Annotated in this window: 11 protein-coding genes and 1 pseudogene; 9 read left to right on the top strand and 3 right to left on the bottom strand. The window is 44.6% G+C overall.

Annotated elements, in window-relative coordinates:
• The first annotated feature begins 298 nt into the window (after positions 1 to 298).
• From P9J57_RS10590 to P9J57_RS10580, 3 genes and pseudogenes are all read left to right on the top strand, one after another.
• The gene (locus P9J57_RS10590) at positions 299 to 916 is read left to right on the top strand and encodes a hypothetical protein (protein WP_014593729.1); all 618 of its coding nucleotides are present in this window, start codon (positions 299 to 301) and stop codon (positions 914 to 916) included.
• 92 nt (positions 917 to 1,008) lie between these two features.
• A complete protein-coding gene (locus P9J57_RS10585; protein WP_483279195.1) occupies positions 1,009 to 1,698 on the top strand; it encodes a hypothetical protein in 690 nt (229 codons plus the stop codon).
• Positions 1,699 to 1,895: 197 nt separating this feature from the next.
• Positions 1,896 to 3,015, top strand: a pseudogene (locus P9J57_RS10580) (IS3 family transposase).
• Positions 3,016 to 3,486: 471 nt separating this feature from the next.
• Here the strand turns inward: P9J57_RS10580 and P9J57_RS10575 are convergent.
• Positions 3,487 to 3,825, bottom strand: coding sequence for a tyrosine-type recombinase/integrase (locus tag P9J57_RS10575; RefSeq protein WP_246873274.1), 339 nt, complete (start codon positions 3,823 to 3,825; stop codon positions 3,487 to 3,489).
• Positions 3,747 to 4,661 carry a hypothetical protein gene (locus P9J57_RS10570; RefSeq protein WP_483279194.1) on the bottom strand — a complete coding sequence of 305 codons (915 nt, stop codon included), beginning with the start codon at positions 4,659 to 4,661 and terminating at the stop codon, positions 3,747 to 3,749. The genes P9J57_RS10575 and P9J57_RS10570 overlap by 79 nt, the downstream gene beginning before the upstream one ends.
• 1,011 nt (positions 4,662 to 5,672) lie before the next feature.
• On the opposite strand from P9J57_RS10570, the gene P9J57_RS10565 reads away from it, so the two are divergent.
• The 6 genes from P9J57_RS10565 (at position 5,673) to P9J57_RS10540 (ending at position 19,759) form a co-directional block, all read left to right on the top strand.
• Complete coding sequence (locus P9J57_RS10565; RefSeq protein ID WP_014593732.1) at positions 5,673 to 6,278, top strand: hypothetical protein; 606 nt, start codon at positions 5,673 to 5,675, stop codon at positions 6,276 to 6,278.
• A 31-nt stretch (positions 6,279 to 6,309) separates the two neighbouring features.
• Entirely contained in the window at positions 6,310 to 13,839 is a 7,530-nt protein-coding gene (locus P9J57_RS10560) for a glycoside hydrolase family 113 (protein ID WP_151260298.1), read from the top strand.
• A gap of 109 nt (positions 13,840 to 13,948) precedes the next feature.
• On the top strand, positions 13,949 to 16,081 hold the full coding sequence (locus P9J57_RS10555) for a type I secretion system permease/ATPase (RefSeq protein WP_050442526.1): 2,133 nt from the start codon (positions 13,949 to 13,951) through the stop codon (positions 16,079 to 16,081).
• A gap of 12 nt (positions 16,082 to 16,093) precedes the next feature.
• Positions 16,094 to 17,509, top strand: a complete 1,416-nt coding sequence (locus P9J57_RS10550) for an HlyD family type I secretion periplasmic adaptor subunit (protein ID WP_014593736.1) — start codon at positions 16,094 to 16,096, stop codon at positions 17,507 to 17,509.
• On the top strand, positions 17,499 to 18,923 hold the full coding sequence (locus P9J57_RS10545) for a TolC family protein (protein WP_483279193.1): 1,425 nt from the start codon (positions 17,499 to 17,501) through the stop codon (positions 18,921 to 18,923). Before P9J57_RS10550 ends, P9J57_RS10545 begins: the two co-directional genes overlap by 11 nt.
• A gap of 299 nt (positions 18,924 to 19,222) precedes the next feature.
• Complete coding sequence (locus tag P9J57_RS10540; protein ID WP_014593738.1) at positions 19,223 to 19,759, top strand: C40 family peptidase; 537 nt, start codon at positions 19,223 to 19,225, stop codon at positions 19,757 to 19,759.
• A 1,059-nt stretch (positions 19,760 to 20,818) separates the two neighbouring features.
• On the opposite strand, the gene P9J57_RS10535 is transcribed toward P9J57_RS10540, so the two are convergent.
• Entirely contained in the window at positions 20,819 to 21,229 is a 411-nt protein-coding gene (locus tag P9J57_RS10535; protein WP_019105202.1) for a VOC family protein, read from the bottom strand.
• Between the last annotated feature and the right edge of the window lie 163 nt (positions 21,230 to 21,392).

Raw genomic sequence — 21,392 nt, 5'->3', positions numbered from 1 at the left:
TTTCCGTCATTGGGGTGTAATTGCGCAATTCAATTCAGGAGGCTAATGGATTTCCGTATTTAAACAGAGTGTAAACAAAGGGTAGGAAAAAAAATTATCTAATAAGAAATTCATTATGATTTTATTTATTTTGAACATGCTCAAATTAACCATGTTTTAGTTTAACATTTACCAGTCAAGTTTTTGAGCGTTTTAAATTTACGACTCATGAGCGGTTTATATTTTTAATAAATTATAGGTTTGATGTTAAAAAAAGGAAGTTTTTCCGCCACGGCTTCATCCTTATAAAGGATACGGAATGTCGCACTTTATACATTCATTCATTTTCTGTTCTACATTCGCATTGAGTACTCTGGCTACCAAAGCCTATTCCTCTGATCATATCAGCGCCTCAGCGTGGAGAGAGACAAAGGAAACTGCCTATCCAACGCTCTGTGATAAACATCAGATTGAATTATTCTCATGCCCTGATAAATCACGGCACACTATTGCATTGTGCATGACTAGAAAAGATGAATTGATAAGCTTTGTCTACCGGCAGCATCGAATAAAGAAAAGCATTCAGCTGAACAGCATCCAACGGGCTATGGATAGCCCGTCAAATGGACCATCTACCATATTGCAAGCTGAAACAGGAAAAGGCTTATTTCGATTTTATCTTGATGAAAATTCTTCAGATTCAGATGAAAATTATCCAGGAGTGGTGACTCTGAACGGAAAGGTCGCTTTCGCATGCATCCACGACCAGAGAACATATCGAACCCCTACATATATTATTAAATCGAAACAAGGTGAAGATGATCTGGTAAATCTCTGGCATATTAAATTCAATGCTTTTTTTGAAAAAGAACAAAAAGATAATCCAGAATTACATGAAGATAAAATGTATGATCTATGGGGGTCATGGCCGGAGTAATCATTTAATTTGTAAGCGAGTGCATTTTAAATTAAGAGTGAATTAAGGATTACTTAAACCGATTATGCCGTTAAGTCAATGATGAGGAAAAAATGGGGTTTTGTAAGGAAAAAAAAGAAAGTAATTATAAATTCAGAAAAAAAGTAAAGCCAACTATGTTTACATTGGTTTTACTCCTGTCACTTCCTGGTGCTTATATATATTTTGACTTCACAAAATACAGCGCTCTTGGCCATTTAAACTCAACAATAGAATTCATTATTATTATTTTATATGTACTGATTTTCTTTTTTAGCTTAATAAAAAGGAAGTGGCATTATTTATTTGTTCTTGTGTTGTCAGTTACCATGGTCGTTATTTATCCTTATTCAGGTTTGAAAGATTTAATTATTCATAAAGGATTTTATACACTTAGAGGTCAGTTTTATAAAAACTTATCACACTGTGCTCTGGAACATTATGGTAAAAATCAGGAGCAAACACTCGCCTATTGTTTTAGAACATACCCTGAAATAGAGGGGGGGAATTATGATGTTTTTTATGATACTGGTGGAGAATTGATGTTACCGGAAGATAGTCGTTCTTGCTCGTGGTATAAAGCCTGGTACTCAATTGCCAGAGAAAAGAATGACAGCATACTCTACGGTGTTGCTAAAGAAATAAGTATGCCTTCAATACTCTTTAAAACATCTGATGTTGGTCATTCTTTTTACGCTGTTGAATATGATTTGTTTGATAAAAATTTCAATTATTACCCCAGCTATCACAGCGCCATAAAATAAAAAATTAACAGCAATCTTAAGGAAAAATAATGGAAAAACTAGGTGCCACATCAATTTTTACAGTGTCAGGCTTCGATGCTAACAATGTAGGACATCCAGTTGTAGACGCACATTTCATAGTTGATATGACCTGCTCCCCGTTGATTAATACACCGTGATGTTAGTAATGTCTTCATAAGCCACATGAGGACATCCCCATGAAGAAGCGATTTTCCGACGAACAGATCATCAGTATTCTCCGCGAGGCAGAAGACGGGGTTTCGGCCCGGGAACTCTGTCGCAAGCATGCCATTTCAGATGCCACCTTTTACTCCTGGCGCAAGAAGTTCGGCGGCATGGAAGTTCCCGAAGTGAAGCGGCTCAAGTCGCTTGAAGAGGAGAACGCCCGCCTCAAGAAGCTCCTTGCCGAAGCCATGCTGGATAAGGAGGCACTTCAGGTGGCTCTGGGGCGAAAGTACTGACGACAGACCAGAAGCGGGAAGCCGTGGAGGTCATGTGTGAGGCAATGGGTCTGTCGCAACGCCGTGCCTGCAGTCTGGCTGGTCTGTCACTTTCAACCTGCCGTTATTCGGCCCAGCGTCCTGCTGCTGACGCGCAACTGTCTCTACGGATCACAGAGCTGGCACTTGAACGCCGGCGATTTGGTTACCGGCGGATCTGGCAGTTATTGCGCCGGGAGGGCCTTCACGTCAACCATAAGCGGGTTTACCGCATCTATCACCTTAACGGTCTGTGTGTAAAACGCAGGTGCCGCCGTAAGGGTCTGGCGACTGAACGGCTTCCGCTTCTCCGCCCGGATGCGCCGAACATGACATGGTCAATGGATTTTGTCATGGATGCACTTGCCAGCGGCCGCCGGATTAAGTGCCTGACCTGTGTGGATGATTTCACGAAAGAGTGTCTGACGATCACAGCCGCTTTCGGGATTTCAGGTGTTCAGGTCACGCGGATTCTGGACAGCATTGCGCTGTTTCGTGGATATCCTGCGACAATAAGAACCGATCATGGTCCGGAATTTACCTGCCGCGCGCTGGATCAATGGGCCTTTGAACATAGTGTTGAGCTGCGCTTAATCCAGCCAGGCAAGCCAACTCAAAACGGATTTATTGAGAGTTTTAACGGTCGCTTTCGGGATGAATGCCTGAATGAGCACTGGTTCAGCGATGTTCTTCATGCCCGGAAAATCATTAATGACTGGCGGCAGGACTATAACGAGTCCAGACCTCATTCATCGCTGAATTATCAGACGCCATCTGAATTTGCAGCAGGCTGGCGAAACGGGAAAATGAAGAAAAACCCACCGACATTACTAACTGAAGGTTGTATCTAATACTGGGGGCTGGTCAGAGGCTGCAATTCAATTTTTGAAAAAAAGTTTTGATAATTACAGTCAGGGACGACCACCCACTACTACATCAGTCCACGGAGACCTGGATAGCAATAAACATCATCACGAAGCTTTTCAGATACTGATACTGAGACATCTGGAGACTGGAATGATCATGCGTGACTATTACGCACTTTGTAGTCTGGCCACGCATCTTGACTGACAACGAGGCCAGGATGTCTTTTCACTCTGGTTAAGCTAAGTTAAATTACCAGATTAACTGGCGCCTGTTGGTTCTGCAAAAATATCCTCTTAACCGTCTGATGAGGGATAAGTCACCGTCTCTTATTCTTTGCGAGGCTAAACATTACTGCAACTGTCCGGGCGACAGCATTACAAAACCGAAAATAACTGTTGCGTAAAAGCCTTTCCGTGGCGGCAGTGTCAGTGATTCGCGCAGATCATTGCCCGAGAAGGTCCCTTGCCCGAGCTGCATCCATGCTGAACCGCACGCCGAGCTGGCGTGTCACGTCCAGCGCAAACACCCGCGTATACCATTCGGTCGACTTCGCGTCCTTGTGGCCCATCAGGGTCTGAATGACCTTCTGGGGTACCTGGTGCTGAACCAGGTGCATCGCAAACGAATCCCGGAACGTCCTGGGCGTGACCGGCCGGATGGAGAACGTGACGCCGTCACGATTTGCGGCCTCAACTGCCTGGCTTATCCAGCTGCGGGCGGTATCTTCGCTCCGGATATCCCAGAGCCGTGCGCCGGCAGTGGCTGCGCGGTCGTAAACCATTCTCTGAGCCGCTGGACAAAGGCCGGATCGGTAAGCGGCACGGCGCGCGGCGGATTATCGCGTATCTCCGCCTGCGCCTGCTGCTCAGCCTGCTGTTCTTCTTTTGTCGGGCGCCCGCGGCGACGGGACCGGCTGCCGGCAGAGTCTTCCAGCCTGCGCTGCTTGAGCGTGCGGAGCACCACAAACGGCGAGACGAGCGGTGCCGCACTCAGCGGATCGTACAGCACAAAATCCCCCCGGGTCAGCGGCAGTATTTCATTGAGCCGGCCGCCGGTGTTCAACAGCGTATCGATAAACAGGCTTTTGCGGAGATCGGTCACCTTTGACAGCAGCACGGCCACCTCGGGGGCGAGCAGGTAGCGTGGCATGTCGGTGCCGTAGGCGGCGGCCAGGTTTCGCAGCGCGACCGCACTTTCATAGTCAAAATAGCGTGCAGCGCCGGAAGTGTTCACATTGTGACCACTGGCGTCGCTGTGTGAAATCTGCGTCATTTCGCGGGGCAAAGTACCCAAACTTTTAATCTCCGTTATCAGCCGGTGTGGAACGTATTTTCGCGCATCTGTAAAGGGTTTTCGATGAGAATAAATCGATCCGCAACGGATCCTTTCTGGATCGGTTTCCCGGCTTTTCTCCCGTATATGGAGAATAACCTGGTCAGACGGAAATAAAAAGCAGGCTCCCGGCGCAGTTTCACGCACTCTCAGTGATGCTAACCCTCTGGTGATAATGAAGAAAATGAAAAAGCCGGGCAGGGCGAAGGCGTCCAGGTACTCTGGTATGAATACCTGGTCAGGAACGGAGTTGTGGAATAATGTCAGTATTATAGTGGTCATCAAAACGGTCGTGTTCGTTCCGCATCAATACGCCAAGTGAGCTGCTCCCTATGACCTGATAGCTGGAAAGTATATTGAGGAGCATCAGCTGTGTGAAAGGTGACAGTTCATTACACTTAAAGGATGAAGGACTGGGTCCGAGCGAGAATGAACAGGATAAAAAACAGACGTAGTTTCATTAATTCTGGCAAAAAAGCAGGAGAGTTATGCGTCAGATTTTGCACAGCATAGTGGTTATCATCTTAATGACATAGCCTGACCACTGAATAAATTTTCACATCGTTCATGTCAGACACTACAGTCATTGCCTAAATTAATACCCCATAAGAAATGATAGTTGTGTCAGATTAATCACATGTCATTTACAGATCACTTCATTTTTAGCCTGTTTATTTTTCTTTAAGGTTTATAAGAAACTTAATTTAAAAATTAAATTAGAATTTTCATCTGCCACTACTTAAAAAATCACCCCCCCTACTTTTAAGTTATTTATAAAAAGTACTAGCTGTAAAAAAGAAAAAACCTTTGCTTAAACTATTTTTGTGTCTATGTGTAAGATAATTTTATTTTGTTTATCATTATATGTGTAAATATTTATGCTTCTAGCACTATACTTATGATTAAATGAAGTTTAAACAATGCATAAATAAATTAAAAACAAGTGGCGAAAAATCTCCATTGCACTTAAGGTGTTTTAAATTGTCAGGCGGTGTGAAGAAATAAAAATTAATTTTAGCTTCAGGATGATTAATAACCACCCATAAATATAAATAGTCTAGAAATGACAAGATGATATAATAACCCATGAATGGGTGAAGTTATTTTTCCATGTTGACAATATATGATATTGGCGAGAATTTTTTATATTTCTACTGTAAGCTTAATATTATAAGGGACTTACTTAAGATATTTATTTCTTTAAAATAATTCTATCTGTTAGCTTCCCAATCTCTTTGTGCTCTTTTTTCTAATTTAAACCTTCAGAAAAAACCTGGGATTTCAAAAGGAACTAAAATGTTCAATTTCTTTAGTATTCTCTTAATTAATTGTATTTTAATTTCAAATCTGGCAATCATAAAAGTATATGCTTCTGATAATATTGATGTAAAGGCATGGGTGCAAACCCCAGAAACATCCTATCCAACAATATGCAATAAAGAACAAATAGAGATTTTCTCATGCCCGAGCAAATCGAAAGAAACTATAGCTATTTGCATGAATAGTGCAAATAAACAAATGTTTTTTGCATACCAAGAAAATTTAAATATTAAAAACCTGAAACTAGATAAAATAAAACAAATTGTTAATATCCCAAAAAGCGGTGCATCAACAATATTGCAGGCTGAAACAAAAAAAGGTTTATTTCGTCTATATTTCGATGAAAATATTAATGACAATCCAAGCGCAGTCACTATGAACGGAAAGGTAAGTTTTGAATGTGTTCACAATCAGGAAGCATATAGAACTCCCACTAATATTGTTAAATCGGCACAAGGGAAAGATGAAATAGTAAATATCTGGCAGCTTAAGTTAGCCCCATTACTTAAAGAACAACAAAAAAATAACAGTATAATTTATAATGAAAAAATCGGTGACTTGTGGGACTCCTGGCCAAAATAAATTATCATTACTTTAATATAAGGAAACGATCATGTCTGCAAGTGAATTTATTGATAAACAAACTCTCATTGACCAACTCAAACAATATCGAACGACGGCTTTTGCTACAGAAGATGGTTCGAGACCATCAGTCTTAAACGAGTTTAACTGGGCAGGTGGATATAGTTCTTATTCTTTCGGATTGTATCAATTTGATGTTAGAAACAATGATCTTGCAGAGGACGCGCTAAGGTCCATGGGCTTTACTGACACTCAAATTGACCAACTATCCCAAAGAGGTACTCTTGGTAATGACGTTAAAACAGCATTAAGCGAACAGCTACAAGCTGCTCTGGCAACTACTGCTGGTAAGCAGATCATGGATAATTTGCTTAACAATTATGAAGCGCAATTAGTTCACACAACTACCAATCTCCTTGATATTACTAATGACGATATTTATTCGCAAATAGCTTCAGAACCTGAATCTATACAGCGTATTTACGACATCGCAAATCAGTTTGGTACCAGCCTATTACGCCAATTCGGAGGTTTCTTATCGGGACAATCAATCGTAACTAACGGTATTTCACTTACATGGAGTGATTCTTTAACTGCTTCTGAGAACATGGAAAACTGGTTTTCAGCGGCAGATCCGGGCGATGCAACGCGCAGTGATGCCTTCAATAATACCGTGTCCAAAGAATCTCTCCCTGAAACCATTATAAATATTACAAAAGGTGATGGAGATGATGCAACAATAGCGGCATTTAGTGAATTAAAAAACGTTCAGCTTAATGTTGACAGTGGTATAACTGTTAACATTACTGGAGAAACTGGTAACGATACATTTAATCTCGGAAATGGCAGTAGTGTAAATACCTCAATGACATCCGAAAAAAGCAATACATACTCTTATTCTACTTCGGATGGAAATACAAGCTTTGCAACTTTGGTTGGTAATAATTCGGCAGCTACTATCTCATCCTCATCTGGAAGGCTTGATATTACAGCTAATAACTCTGTTATTAATCTAGAATCTGATGCTGAAGTCAACATTATAGGTAACGGCAATGTAATAACAGGTGGTTCATCAGATAACGTTTCAGTCTTTGGAAATAACAACAGTGCTTTCATGGGCGATGACTCCACAGGAACAATTGTCGGAACGGGGAACAGTATAACAGGGACTGATACTAATAAATTTAATATTTACGGTGATGCTAATAATACCAATCAGATCACAGAAACAAAAATAAACAACTTCGACGGCACATCGGAAACGACCGTCTATAACGAATCCACTGGTAACTGGAGCACCGTGACCAGTAAATATAGTGGTGAAAACGAAACGGGCACTCTCCTTAGTACATTGACAAATAATCTGGATGGCACATCTACAGAAACAAATTACAGTGGTAATACCACCACAACGAATAGTTATTTGGGTCTTAACGCACAAGGAAATTTAACCGAATCGCTGGTTAATAACCCGGACGGTACTTCGGAGGATACTGTTATTGACAGAACCGAAGGGAACTGGACTATGGTGATGAACCAGTATAGTGGTCTGAATGACACAGGACACCTAACGTCGTCTCTTGTTAATAATGTAGATGGTACCTCCAGTAATACACTCTATGGTTCACCTGGAGGCAATGTTGTTTCAATGACAGAAACTTTCTCCCAGGCCTTTGGAACTGGAGAATTAACTAAAACAGAATTCAATTATTCAGATGGTACTTCCGAACAAGTTAATTATGATAAAGAATTTGATTTAAGCTGGACTTCTGAGACAGACAGGTTCGCTAGCTGGAATGCGGCCGGTGCATTGAATTTAACGCTACTTGATACAGCACCCACAGGCCTGGGCAGCTCCTCTTATACTCCCAGTGGAGATAGTTGGGGGGCAGCAGGAGCCCAGCTTAATTTTGACACCGCAAATCTTACTGTTCCTAGCTTTGTTTCAGTGCCTTCTTTTTCAGATACCTTACTCAATGGCGCAGCAACATCAGACTCCTTCACTAACTTTACTGCTGACTCACTTCAAACTGAAAGCCTGGCCGTTGGAAACTGGATTTCTGACGCTTCGCAATATTCCTTCGATGCGCAAATACCAGATGTGGTAACAAGTGATCTTTATGGCGGTCTGGCGGGTGACCCAGGCGATGATGGCGACGATGACGGGAGCGCGGATGGTTCAGGAGACGGTTCAGGAGACGATGGTAATGGCGATACCTCAGCTGGAGACAGTGGAGATAACGGCGATACAGGAGATAATGGAGATTCAGGTAGCGATAATTACAACCACAGCAGTGGTGGTGACGATGGCGACGGTGGTAGTAGCGACGGCGGTAGTGACGGCGGTGGTGATGGTGGTGACGGCGGTGGTGGTGGTGGTGGCGATCCATTAGTCATGAGTCTTGACGGGCATCCGATACAGCTTATCCCGCTAAACCTGTCGCATGCAGTCGTAAACATTGCTGGTCAGTCGTCAACTTCGGGCTGGATCGGCTCGGACACCGGCGTTCTCGCAATCGTGACGTCGGCTGGAACACAAATAATTAATCCTTCCCTGGTTAACGGTGCCGGGGATGCAATGGCAGTATTGGCCAGCTATGACCTTAACAAAGACGGCGTGATTGATGCCTCTGATGTGGTCTTTAACCAGTTGCGCGTGCTTGCTGATCCGACAGGTAACGGCAGTGCTCAGGCACAGGCTTACACACTTTCACAGCTTGGAATTCAGTCTATTCGTCTGCAAAACGAAACACTGTCAGTCAATGCGCAAGGCAATCAGGTATCTGGTGTCGCGACGGTGATATTCAGCAATGGCAGTATCGAACCGATTGAAAACGTAAACTTCGCTCAGGGTAGCAGTAACGCTACGCCAGGATGGAACGGTACCGTCAATCCCGTCTGGCAACAGATTCTGAACATGATCGATGGGGCGTTTAACAGCTCTGCATATAGCGTGATTGATAACGGAAGCTTGCCAGACGGCGCTAATGCGTCAAGCACTCCCAGTCAGATTCAGCAGGTTGCCAGTAATGATAACACGGCAATTATGTCGCGAATCTCCGCCGACTCAAGGCATAATGGTATCGTTTTGAATGACAATACTAAAGTAAATATCAATGGTACCAATAATTCAGTAACTGTCCATAACAGCGACAGCGGTACAATTAATGGTGGAAATTTTGCATTAGCTTTCGAAGGTAATGGCTCTGCAATTACCACCAATGGCAACACTGAAGTTGTCACGATAGGGGGATCCGGGAACAGTATTACTGCTAATGGTGATAAAAATATTATTGTTATTAACGGAGCAAATAACAGTGCCACTACCAGTAACAGTACATTACTGACAGCAAACAGTACTCAGGCTGTGGTCAACGGGCTGTCAAATATTGTTGGCCTTGGAAACAATGATAATGTCACAACGAACGGCAACAGTTTCACTTCTGCTATACAGGGTAATTCATCAACGCTTACAGCAAATGGTAACAACAATCAGATTCTGATTACCGGAAATAACGATACCGTATGGGCGAACGGCAGTGGTGACGTGGTCGTTATGGATGGTCAGGCTGACACGGCTAATGTTGGTGGTGGCAGCGTATTTTTTGCAAATGACAGTCAGGGTACAGTCAAAGGCAGTGTGGGTGTTGTCCGTGCAGGCAGTAATGAAAACCTGCAGGTAAACGGAAGCGGCTTTTCGATCACCACAAACGGGACTGCCTCCCAAATTATTGCTAATGGTGATGGAAACAACATCATCACCAAAGGCAGTAAAAACACCCTTGTCATGAATGGCGGAAGAGCTGTGATGACAACGGAAGGTGATACCAACAGCTTAACCGTTAATGGTGACAACGCGAAATTTTTCGTTGAAGGAAACAGCAACACACTTGCTGCGAACGGAAAGGGAGACACTGTCTATATTAAAGGCCAGGGAGAGGACGTAACGCTGTCCGGCGGTACTGCCATACTCGCAGACAATGATTCACTGATCATCAATGGTGGTAATGATACGGTTGCTATAGGTAATAATGAAACACTCACAGCAAACGGCGGTGAATACAATTTCTATCTGCAGGCAGATAATTCGTCTGTCACGAGTAACGGCGACAACGAAACAGTATTTGTATCAGGAAATAATGATAACTTTACTGCAAATGGACAACACAGCAATGTGGAAATATCCGGACAGAATGACAGCCTAACTACAGGCGGTGCACAAATAGTTTTGTCTGATGCCAGCCAGCTCACTCTCAACGGCAATAATGATGCTGTTCATATTGGTAATGCAGACTTAATCACTGTTAACGGTGGCGGCTCAACATTGCTTGCAGAAGGAAGCGCATCATATATCACTGCCAATGGTGATAAAGAAGTGGCTATCGTTAAAGGTGTAAATAACACCATCACACTGAACGGTGCAAAAGCTGTTGTTACTGTTGTCGGCAACAACAATATGCTGACAGCGAATGGTCCTTCCACCTGGATTCAGATGCAGGGTGAAAACGACGATATTGTGGCAAACGGGCCAGGTGATATTGTCCTGTTACAGGGTGAAAACAGTAAACTGACAATCGGAGACGGTACTGTTGCTGTCTCTGATGATACTCAGGCAACCTTGTCAGGCGTCGATGACAGTGTCACGCTTGGAAACAGAGACAACGACACAATTAATGGCGGTGACTTTGTCATTAACCTCACTGGACAGCAGTCCACTGTTGTCGCTAACGGTGATCGTGAGGTAGTCACCGTTAAAGGCAATCAAAATACGTTTACGACCAATGGCGGACATTCTTTTAATGTTGTTTCAGGAAATAACGACAGCATCACGGCCAATGGTGATATGAATAATATTGATATTCATGGGCAGCAGAACGTTATTTATGCCAATGGTTCGGGGGATGAAATTTCACTGGATGGCAGCCAGGACGACCTCCATACGAGCGGGAATGCTGTATCAGTTAAAAACAATACCCAGGCATGGTTAAATGGCGGGGGAAATAAAGTCGTCCTGAGTGACAATGATAATATATCAATCAATGGCAGCGGTTATTCATTAAATTTCAACGGAGCAGGGAGTAGTGCTTCGCTTCAGGGAGACTGGAGTAACATAACGCTGAATGGCTCAGGCAATACGTTTACGGCTAACGGCAACAGCGACAGTATCCAGATGAACGGAAATGGCAACAATGTCAGCGTTAACGGAACGGGTGGAGAAGTCAGCTTAACGGGAACGGGCCAGACGGTCGTCATGGAAAATGGCAGTGTAACAGCTGCTGCCGATGCGCAACTCATTCTTCAGGGCCATGGCAACATAGTCACCGCGGGCAAAGTTGCTAATGTTGAAGTCGATGGCGGAGATAACTGGGTTAATGCGCAGTCAACAGACACAGTCTTGCTGAAAGGTAGTGAAAATGGTGTCGGCTTTAACGGTAATGGCGGGCAACTTACCGTTGATGGTAATGGTCAGTATGCTCTGATGAACAGCGGTAATGCTGTTTTAGAGGCAGGAGCAAGCCTGAATCTCTCGGGTAACAACAATACTGTTACTGCGGCTTCGAACGGTTCACTTGATATTTCCGGCACGGGTAACGTGTTACAGATGACCAGCTCGTCTCTTACGCTGGACAGTGTTTCGTCAAACAGTAATGTGAACAGTGGTTTCCAGGTTAAAGGATTTGGTTTTACCTCCTCTGCAAATGGTCAGTATGCCAATGCATCTGAATCACTTAAAGCCATGCAACAGACCGGCGCTAACTCAACACAAATTGTGGTGACTCAGTATCTGGATTCTGTGACAAGCGACAGCATTGCAGCCACTGCGGCGACAGAATCCGACGCCAATCTTGAGCTCGCAATCGGACAGGCTCAGGCGGATGGGATGTCGGTGCTTCTGAAGCCGCATATCGATATTGAAGATGGTACCTGGAGGGCATTACTGAAACCTTCCAATGTTGACGATTTTTTTGCCAGTTACAAAACGTTTATTCTGCACTACGCGGCGATTGCACAGGCAACGCACGTGGGTATGTTCAGTGTAGGCACAGAGCTGACATCAATGAGTGGAAGTGCTTATACAAATTACTGGGATGATATTATATCCGCCGTACGGCAGGTTTATACCGGACCCATTACCTATGCTTCCGCATGGAATGAAACCGGTAGTGTCAGCTTCTGGAACAAAGTAGACGTTATTGGGGCGAATGCCTACGAGGCCCCGACCGATATCACCGATCCCACCGTGGCGCAAATGGTTGCCGGCTGGAACAGTGTTTCAGGCGATAGCTCTACAGCATCACTATTCAATAATTTGTCTCCGATTGATTTTTACCATTCGCTGTCGACTGCTTATGGAAAGCCTGTTCTTCTTACTGAAGTCGGTTATCGCAGCGTAAATGGAACAAATACTTTAAACGGTGACTGGAGTGGCTTCCACTGGGTTGATTTCCAGCAACAGACACGTGCTCTTGAAGCCTTTTTTGAGGCATGGAGTGGGCAAGGCAGCTGGATGGAGGGGGCTTATCTGTGGAACTGGGAAGCCAATCCGTCAGGTGTAGCCGCAGATGATTTCAGCGTCCAGGGGAAACCTGCGCAGAATGTTGTCGACCACTGGTACGGTGGAAGCTCAACAGCGACCGCTGCCAGCAGCAATATTCTTAATGGTGACTTCAACTCCGTGCTTATGGGACTGGGTGACACATTAACCGTTAACGGAAACACGGATACAGTTACCATGACGGGCAATGATTTGGTTACGTTAAACGGGACAACTGACAACGTTAATGTGAGTGGAAAAGGTAACGTCCTGCAGGCCGGTACAGCTACCTCTGTAACGCTCAGTAATGATAACTCGGCCCTTATGGTGTCCGGGACAGCAATGGCTGTTAACACTCTGAGCAACAATAACGCTCTGGCTTACACCGGTAACCAGTCGGTTATTAAACTTGAGGGTGACAGCAATACTGTCGTAATCAAAGGGGATTCCAATGCTGTCATGCTCGATGGTAAAAACCAGTTGATATCCGTATCCGGGCAAAACAACAGTATTACCGTAACGGGGGATAATTCAAGTATCGTCACCAGCGGGGTAACAACTGTGTCACTGGCTGGCAACCAGATACAGACATCCGTTCAGGGGAGCGGGGACACTGTGACAGTAAGCGGTAATGGTGACTCGCTGACAATAACAGGGTCGGCTGATATTGTTTCCATGAACAATACAGGTACGCTGTCACTTAATATTGCAAACGCAACACAGGACGATGCCTTGCAGTTCATGAATGGTATAAGTACCGATCAGCTCTGGTTCAGCCAGAGTGGAAATACCCTGGTGGCATCCGTTATAGGTACGCACCAGGAAATTGATGTTAACAACTGGTTCGAAGGCGGAACAAATCAACTACAAATAAAGTCAGGCGACGGCCATGCACTGGTTAATTCACAGCTTGATAATTTAATTAACGCAATGGCGACGATGACACCACCTGCAATGGGTCAGACGACACTTAGCCAGGATCAGATGACGCAATTAAAACCAAGCTTAGACGCAGCCTGGAATTAACGTTTAGCTGCAGGCTTTTACTCAGGTAGAAGCCTGCCTTTATATGATTACAACAGTGTAAAATTACTCAGGTAATTCCATGAGTTCCTCTTATAGCTCAAATAAAAAAATGAATGAAAACCATTATACGGAAAAAGAAGTAGAACAAGATTCGGGTGTCGAAGCTTTAGTTTTAATAGCCAGGTATCATAAAATCGCTGCTGATTCACAACAAATCAGACATTTATCAGGTTCAGGTAAAAAACAGCTTACCGATGGTGACCTCATTCTTGCCGCGCGAACAATGGGGCTTAAATCCCGTAAAGTTACCGTGCGGCCTGAACGTTTAGCTAAAACACCTTTTCCTGCACTGGCTCTGGATCGGCTTGGTCGCCATTTTATTGTTACGGCATGCGATGGGGACAGGGTATTGGTTTTGGAGCCTGATGCTGGAAAACCTACAGTCATCCTTTCAGAAGTGCTCTGGCAGCGCTGCAATGGCGATTTTCTTCTGTTTGCTTCCAGAGCATCTTTAACGGGTGAACTGGCGAAATTCGATTTTACGTGGTTTATGCCTGCGATAGTCAAGTACAGGAAAATTTTATTAGAAGTCTTTTTTGTTTCTGCGCTCATACAACTCTTTGGTCTTGTATCACCACTTATGTTCCAGGTTGTAATGGATAAAGTGCTGGTAAATAATGCTCTCTCAACGCTTAATGTGGTCTGTATAGGGCTGTTGGTCAGCGGTATCGCTGAAGTTTTACTGACTGGCCTGCGGAATTATGTTTTCTCACATACCACTAACCGCATGGATGTTGAACTGGGTTCGCGTATTTTCCGACATATACTTGCGTTACCTGTCGGGTATTACGCAACGCGCCGGGTTGGTGACACTGTCGCACGCGTAAAAGAGCTTGAGAATATCCGCAATTTCCTGACCGGTCAGGCCCTTACAGCGATAATAGACAGCATATTTTCGGTGGTTTTTGTCGCCGTGATGTGCCTTTACAGCATAAAGCTTACACTCATTGTGCTGCTGTCTTTACCTGTCTATGTCATTATTACAACAGTTATCATCCCGGCTTTCAGACGACGTCTTAATGAAAAATACGCGCGTGGGGCTGATAACCAGTCATTTTTAGTTGAAACCGTTTCCGCAATAGAAACTGTCAAATCATCTGCAGTTGAGCCTTTGTTTATTCGTCAGTGGGATAATTTACTGGCTGGTTATGTTGCTGCATCATTTCGTGTCAGTAATTTAGGAAATATTGGGCAGCAGTTAGTTCAGTTTGTTGGGAAAATAGTTACTATTTTAACCCTTTTCTTAGGAGCGAAACTGGTCATATCGGGCGCACTATCCGTAGGCGCTCTGATAGCTTTCAATATGATGTCTCAACGCGTCTCTGCGCCGATTCTGCGCCTGGCACAGCTATGGCAGGATTTTCAGCAGGTAGGCATTTCGATGCAACGGTTAGGTGATATTCTCAATACCCGTACAGAAAACTTACAAGGCCGGAATTCTCAGCCCTCTCTGAAGGGTGCCATTCGTTTTGAGAATGTAAGGTTCAGATATAAACCTGAAGCACCTGCAGTTCTGAATAATATCTCTTTTGATATTGAGCCAGGAAAAGTTATTGGCGTTGTCGGACGTTCAGGATCAGGAAAAAGTACGCTCACTAAATTAATTCAGCGTCTCTATCTTCCCGAATCTGGCCGTGTCTGGATCGATGGAACCGACGTAGCCCTGGCTGACCCCTCATGGTTACGCAGACAAATTGGAGTGGTCCTTCAGGAAAACATACTTTTTGGTAGATCAATTCGTGAAAATATAGCGCTGGCTGATCCTGGCATATCTTTAGAATCAGTTATAAACGCCGCCAAACTTGCTGGCGCTCATGATTTTATCAGTGAAATGTCTGAGGGTTATGACACACGAATCGGAGAACACGGAAGTGGGCTGTCAGGAGGCCAGCGTCAGCGTATTGCTATTGCACGCGCGTTGATTACGAACCCACGAATTCTCATCTTCGATGAGGCAACGAGCGCTCTCGATTTTGAAACAGAACGGGTGATTCACAAAAACATGCAGGCCATATGTCAGGGCCGAACAGTTATTATCATCGCTCACCGACTGACTGCAGTAAGAAATTCTGACACCATTTTAGTTATGGAGAAAGGCCTGATAGTAGAGCAGGGCAACCATTCTCAACTAATTGAAGAAAACGGTCTGTACAGTCACTTGGTTTCCCTTCAGCATGCTTAAAAGGAACATTCAATGTTGAAGATAATAGCTTTAACTGAGTTGCTGCGTCGTTACAAGGATGTATTCCTTGCCAACTGGAAAATGCGTAAGCAACTGAACGCTTATGAAAGACAGTCTTATGAGCTTGCATTTTTGCCGGCAAATATAGAACTGGCAGAAGCACCTGTTCACCCGGCACCCTACTGGACGATGAGGATCATCGTTATTTTGACACTTGTTCTTATCAGCATCTCGCTTTTTGGCAGGTTAGATATTGTCGTTGTGGCTAAGGGTAAAGTTATTCCGGATGCAAGAGTAAAAGAAATTCAGCCTGCCATCACGGGGGTGGTGCGCCATATTTACGTTGATGACGGGCAACGTGTAAATGCTGGTAACGTTTTGATGGTTCTGGATTCCACACAGGCAGAAGCCGATTTAACTAAAACCGAGGCGTCAAGAGCGGAGTCCATGCTGGCGATAATCAGGGCAAAAGCTTTACTGGATGCGCAAATCTCTGGTCATGTCCCTGAGATGAAAGTCAGTGATGGACTCTCACAAGCCGATGTTAACGCCACGAGCCGTTTTGCTGACGGTATTTTCATGGAGTACAAAGATAAGCTTAACCGTGCGGATGCTGAGCTTACACAGCATCGTGATGAACTGGCCACGACTTTACAGGACATTGAACGCTTAAAATCTACGGCACCGTTGGCAAGAGAGCAGGCGAACAGTTATAAGCTGCTTGCCAAAGATCATTATGTCGCAAGAAATGACTACCTTGACAAAGAGCAGACGGCGCTGGGGCAGGAGCATGACCTTACGGCCAAACGCAGTCACGCTAATGAACTCAAAGCTGCTATTGATGCGCAGATTGCAGAAAAAGCCTCAGTAGGTTCACAATTCCGACGGGAACAGCTCGATGCTCTGGAACAGGCTGAGCAAAAATTAAAACAAAGCGTCGAAGATGAAGTTAAGGCTAAAACACGCAAGCAATTGCTCAATCTCGTGTCGCCTGTAAGTGGAACAGTTCAGCAACTCAGTGTTCATACGATAGGCGGTGTGGTCACCAGTGCTCAGAAAGTGATGGAAATCGTACCTGATGATGCGATGGAAGTTGAAGTTAACATAGCGAATAAAGACATTGGTTTTATAAAAGAGGGGCAGAATGCCACAGTTAAAATTGATGCTTTTCCCTACACGTACTATGGCTATATCAAAGGGAATGTAATTTCAGTATCAAATGACGCCGTTCAGGACCGTAATCATGGCTTGAATTTTACTGCCAGGGTACACCTTGATAAAAGTGGCATTGAGGCAGGAGGTAGATGGATTAAACTGACGCCGGGCATGACCGTGTCCGCTGAGATTAAAACTGGAAAAAGAAATGTCTGGCAATACTTTTTCGACCCGCTTATCAGAATGAGTAATGAGAGTCTGCATGAAAGATAATAAAATATTGCCTGTGATGGCCTTAATACTCTCAGGCCTGTATACAGTGAAAAATCATGCTTCTGATATATTTGACACTGAAGCTGATGTTCCTTCCTCACAGGCCGCACCGGTATATGGAAACTCAATATGCGAGTTTGGTCCATTGCCAAGCCCACTGGCTTTGAATGATGCACTGGAGCGCAGTTTATGTTATAACCCCAAAACGGCACAAAGCTGGGCTGAAATAAAGGCAGAAAGCGCCGCTGTCGGCACAGCTAAAGGTGCATACCTGCCAACTTTCTCCTTGTCCGGAAGAGAAATCAGCGAACGTTCTGAAACAAATGTTGCCGGGCACCCGGAGTTTGGCTCAGTCAATTCATCGCCAAATTATTCTGCAGACTTTAGTTTAAACTGGGTGCTCTATGATTTTGGAGCCCGCTCAGCAGCTCTGCACAAAGCGAAAGCTCTTCTCGTTGCTGCTGAAGCCAGTCATATGGAAACTCTGCAGTCTGTGATGATAGCCACCGCCAAAGATTATTATGCAGCACAGGCTGCTGCTGGAAACCTGGCTGCTGCGGCTGATATGGAAAGAATAGCCTCAAAGAGCGTAGAGGTGGTTGTAACTAAAGAAGGGCATGGTGCTGCTTCAGTCGGTGATGAATTACAAGCAAGAACGGCCTGGCTGCAGGCTAAAACTGAGAAAGAGAAAGCAGAAAATACGCTTGAGAATGATTTAGGTGCTATTGCTATCGATATGGGGTTACGCCCAGACAGTTACATAAATCTGGCAAATGTCCAGGAAGGTCTAAAACCTGATTTTAGATTTAAGGAATCAGTTTCAGCATTAATCGATGAGGCAATTAAAATACATCCGGCGCTGCTTGCGGCTCAGGCTCAGTTACAGGCAGCAGAAGCTGAGGTCGATCAAACGAGGGCTGAGGGAATGCCCACTTTAAGTCTCATAGGGAAAGCCAGCCGCGATAATCAGAAAGTCAGCGCAGGAATAGGCCAACCCTATCTTGACTCCTCTCACAATGACAGATACATAGGCATTCAGGTCTCGGTCCCTTTGTTTGAGGGATTCACTCGGGAATATAAAATCCAGGAAGGTCTTGCTCAGGCTGAGCAGAAGCAGGGGGCTGTCTCCGAAGTAAGACATAACGTTGAACTTGATGTATGGAAAAGTTTTCAGTCTCTTAAAGCTAACACAAATAATTTACCATTAACTGAAAGCCTCTTCGATAACACCAGAAAGTCCTATTCAGTAGCAGAATATCGCTATGAGAATGGCGTGGGTAATATCATTGAATTGCTCAATGCCCAGAAATCTCTTGCTGATGCAGAGAAGCAGCAGATCCAGGCTCTGACTGACTGGCGTTACAGCAGGCTCGAACTTGCCGGAAAACTGGGTGTACTTGGTTTAAATAATTAAAAAAAGGAATTTATTAAGGTCGCAGAGTCGCTTATTAGATGATTATAAATATTATGGCCTGGAGTCTATTATTTTAATTATGTGTATTCAGATAAACAGCGGGTATGGTAGGTAAATAATCAAAGAACAACTGCAACGGAATGTGAGGAAATGTAACTATCAAAGTATGAGTAAAATCTAAGCAGCCTGCTATTGTAAGTTTCAGTAAACCAGACTACTGTTGTTTCTATAAGATTCTGAATAGGTTATAAAAGACCTTAACTTTGCTGACTCTTTATCTTTACTGTGCGGATCACTCGATGAAGCGTAGAACATCTTTCTTTTTACTTTCCGGCCTTATATTGCTGATTTCCGGCTGCAGCCATCATCCTCGTCCCGAAGCTCCAGAGGACGTTTCCGCATCGGATTCAGCTCAAAATCCTGATTTAATTCCCATTGTTGCTGCACTTCACGACCAAATGCACACCTGGCATGATACGCCATACCAATGGGGCGGCACGCAGCTGTCGGGCGTGGACTGCTCTGGTTACGTCTGGCGTACTTTGCATGACCGCTTTAATCTGCCGATGGACCGCGTGACTACCGCCGATCTGCTGCATATGGGCGTACGCGTAGCACCGGAACATTTACAGCCGGGCGATTTGGTGTTTTTCCGTATCGGTGGTGGTATGCATGTCGGCTTCTATGACACAGACCATCAGTTTATTCATGCCTCGGCCAGCAAAGGCGTGATTCGTTCGTCACTGGATAACCCATACTGGAAATCCGTTTATTACCAGTCGCGCCGGCTGACGCGTGAATACGGCGCGCAGGTGACGTTGAACCGAACAAGTTGACGCGAAGAGCGCAAAGCGATTTGCTGGCTTAAGCGTAACTGGAAAACGTGCTGCTGTAGTGCTGAAAACGCAGCGCTGAAATCTGTGCAGCGGCAGTTTGCCATGCGGATGATTATTCTTCGCGTTGTTATGATTGCTTGCTGATAAGTACGAGCGAGAACAGCCTGAACGATCAAAGCGCATGACGCGTAAACAACGGAGTGTGATGACGCTGCCGTGCAGCTAAAAGTGGGCAATTGTCAGATCCTGACAGGCAACGCTACGTGAATTCTGCATAACCCGCAGGGGTTCTGTGCGCCAGTTTTCACGTAGCGCGCCCGGTGATTAACGGGCTTCAGGTCCAGAGGGGACGAAGGTGAGGTCCCGGTTCGTAACCGGGTACGCGGCGGGATGTCTTATTTAACATAATATACATTATGCGCACTTTTGCAGGTAGACTTTGATATGGCCGTTTAGCCCGTCTTTTTCGCATACCAAGCCATTACTGTCTCTTTACGCCCTGGCTTTAAGTTTGCCTGATGACCTACATCTCATTCATTTCGTCATCAGGCCACAATCGAAAAAACTGCTTTGTCGTTTTGCGACTTTCCTCTTTACTCAGTGAGATTAAATGATGATGAACTTTTGCGACGCATGTTCATGGTTCGAAATGCGCATCAGCATCTCTGCTCTGTCGAGATTCACTTAGCATAGAGAAAGCGTGTTTATGGAAGATGCACAGAGTCCCGGCATGTCGCATCTTAATTTTTTTATAAGGCTGCATGATTACCTGCAAACCAAACTGACGCTGCCAAATGAAAGTTAGTGCACCAGGTTGCCAAATTTTCCACAGAATTCAGCATAATCGATCAAGGCGAAATTTATACGATTGCCAATTGAGGTCTGTTTATAGGTATGATTATTCAGGAACATGTCAGTTCACCTGCAATGACAACCTTACAACGGATACTTTCACCTGTTTACACCATAACGATATCCCTTAAATAACCGCGCTGCCCTTTTCTTCTTTGTCATGAATGAGAACTAATGGCTTATGATCTGACGTTGTTACCGTCCAATTTAACCCTCCCGCAGTCTCTCCTGAGACATCGCCAGGTTTTCCTTCGCTTCTGAGTACTGATAAGACGTCAGTTCAATCTGATTTCCATCAGGATCGGAAAAATAAACGGACATCGACACCTGATGATCGCTGACTATAAAAGGTATGGATTGCGCTGCCAGAATGTGCAGTAACGGACAAAAACTCGTGGCTTCAAGACTGAATGCCACGGTATTGCCGGGCGGCTGATGTGTTCTTAAAAACAGCGAAATCGCTGCAGCGTTATTTTTTAAAACCAGAGGGCCACCTTGCTTAAACCAGAACAGCAACGACTCATCGCGTGAAAACCCCAGTACGTCGTTATACCAGCGCTCGGCCTTATCCAGGTCATGCACATAAATGTGGACGTGGTCGATTTTAACTAAGTTCACTTTCACCTCAATGACAACCTATAAAGAGAATCAGCATCGAACATATCGTGCAGTGATGCAAAATAATGCGCACACCATGAGCTCTGATTTAACATAACTGGTTATGGAATATAGAAGCGCGCCCATTCTCTGATGCATCCCCCCTTTCAGCATGTTCTTAAAC

This window comes from Pantoea sp. nfd-35, assembly GCF_056892255.1.
This window is presented reverse-complemented; position numbering and strand designations above follow the sequence as displayed.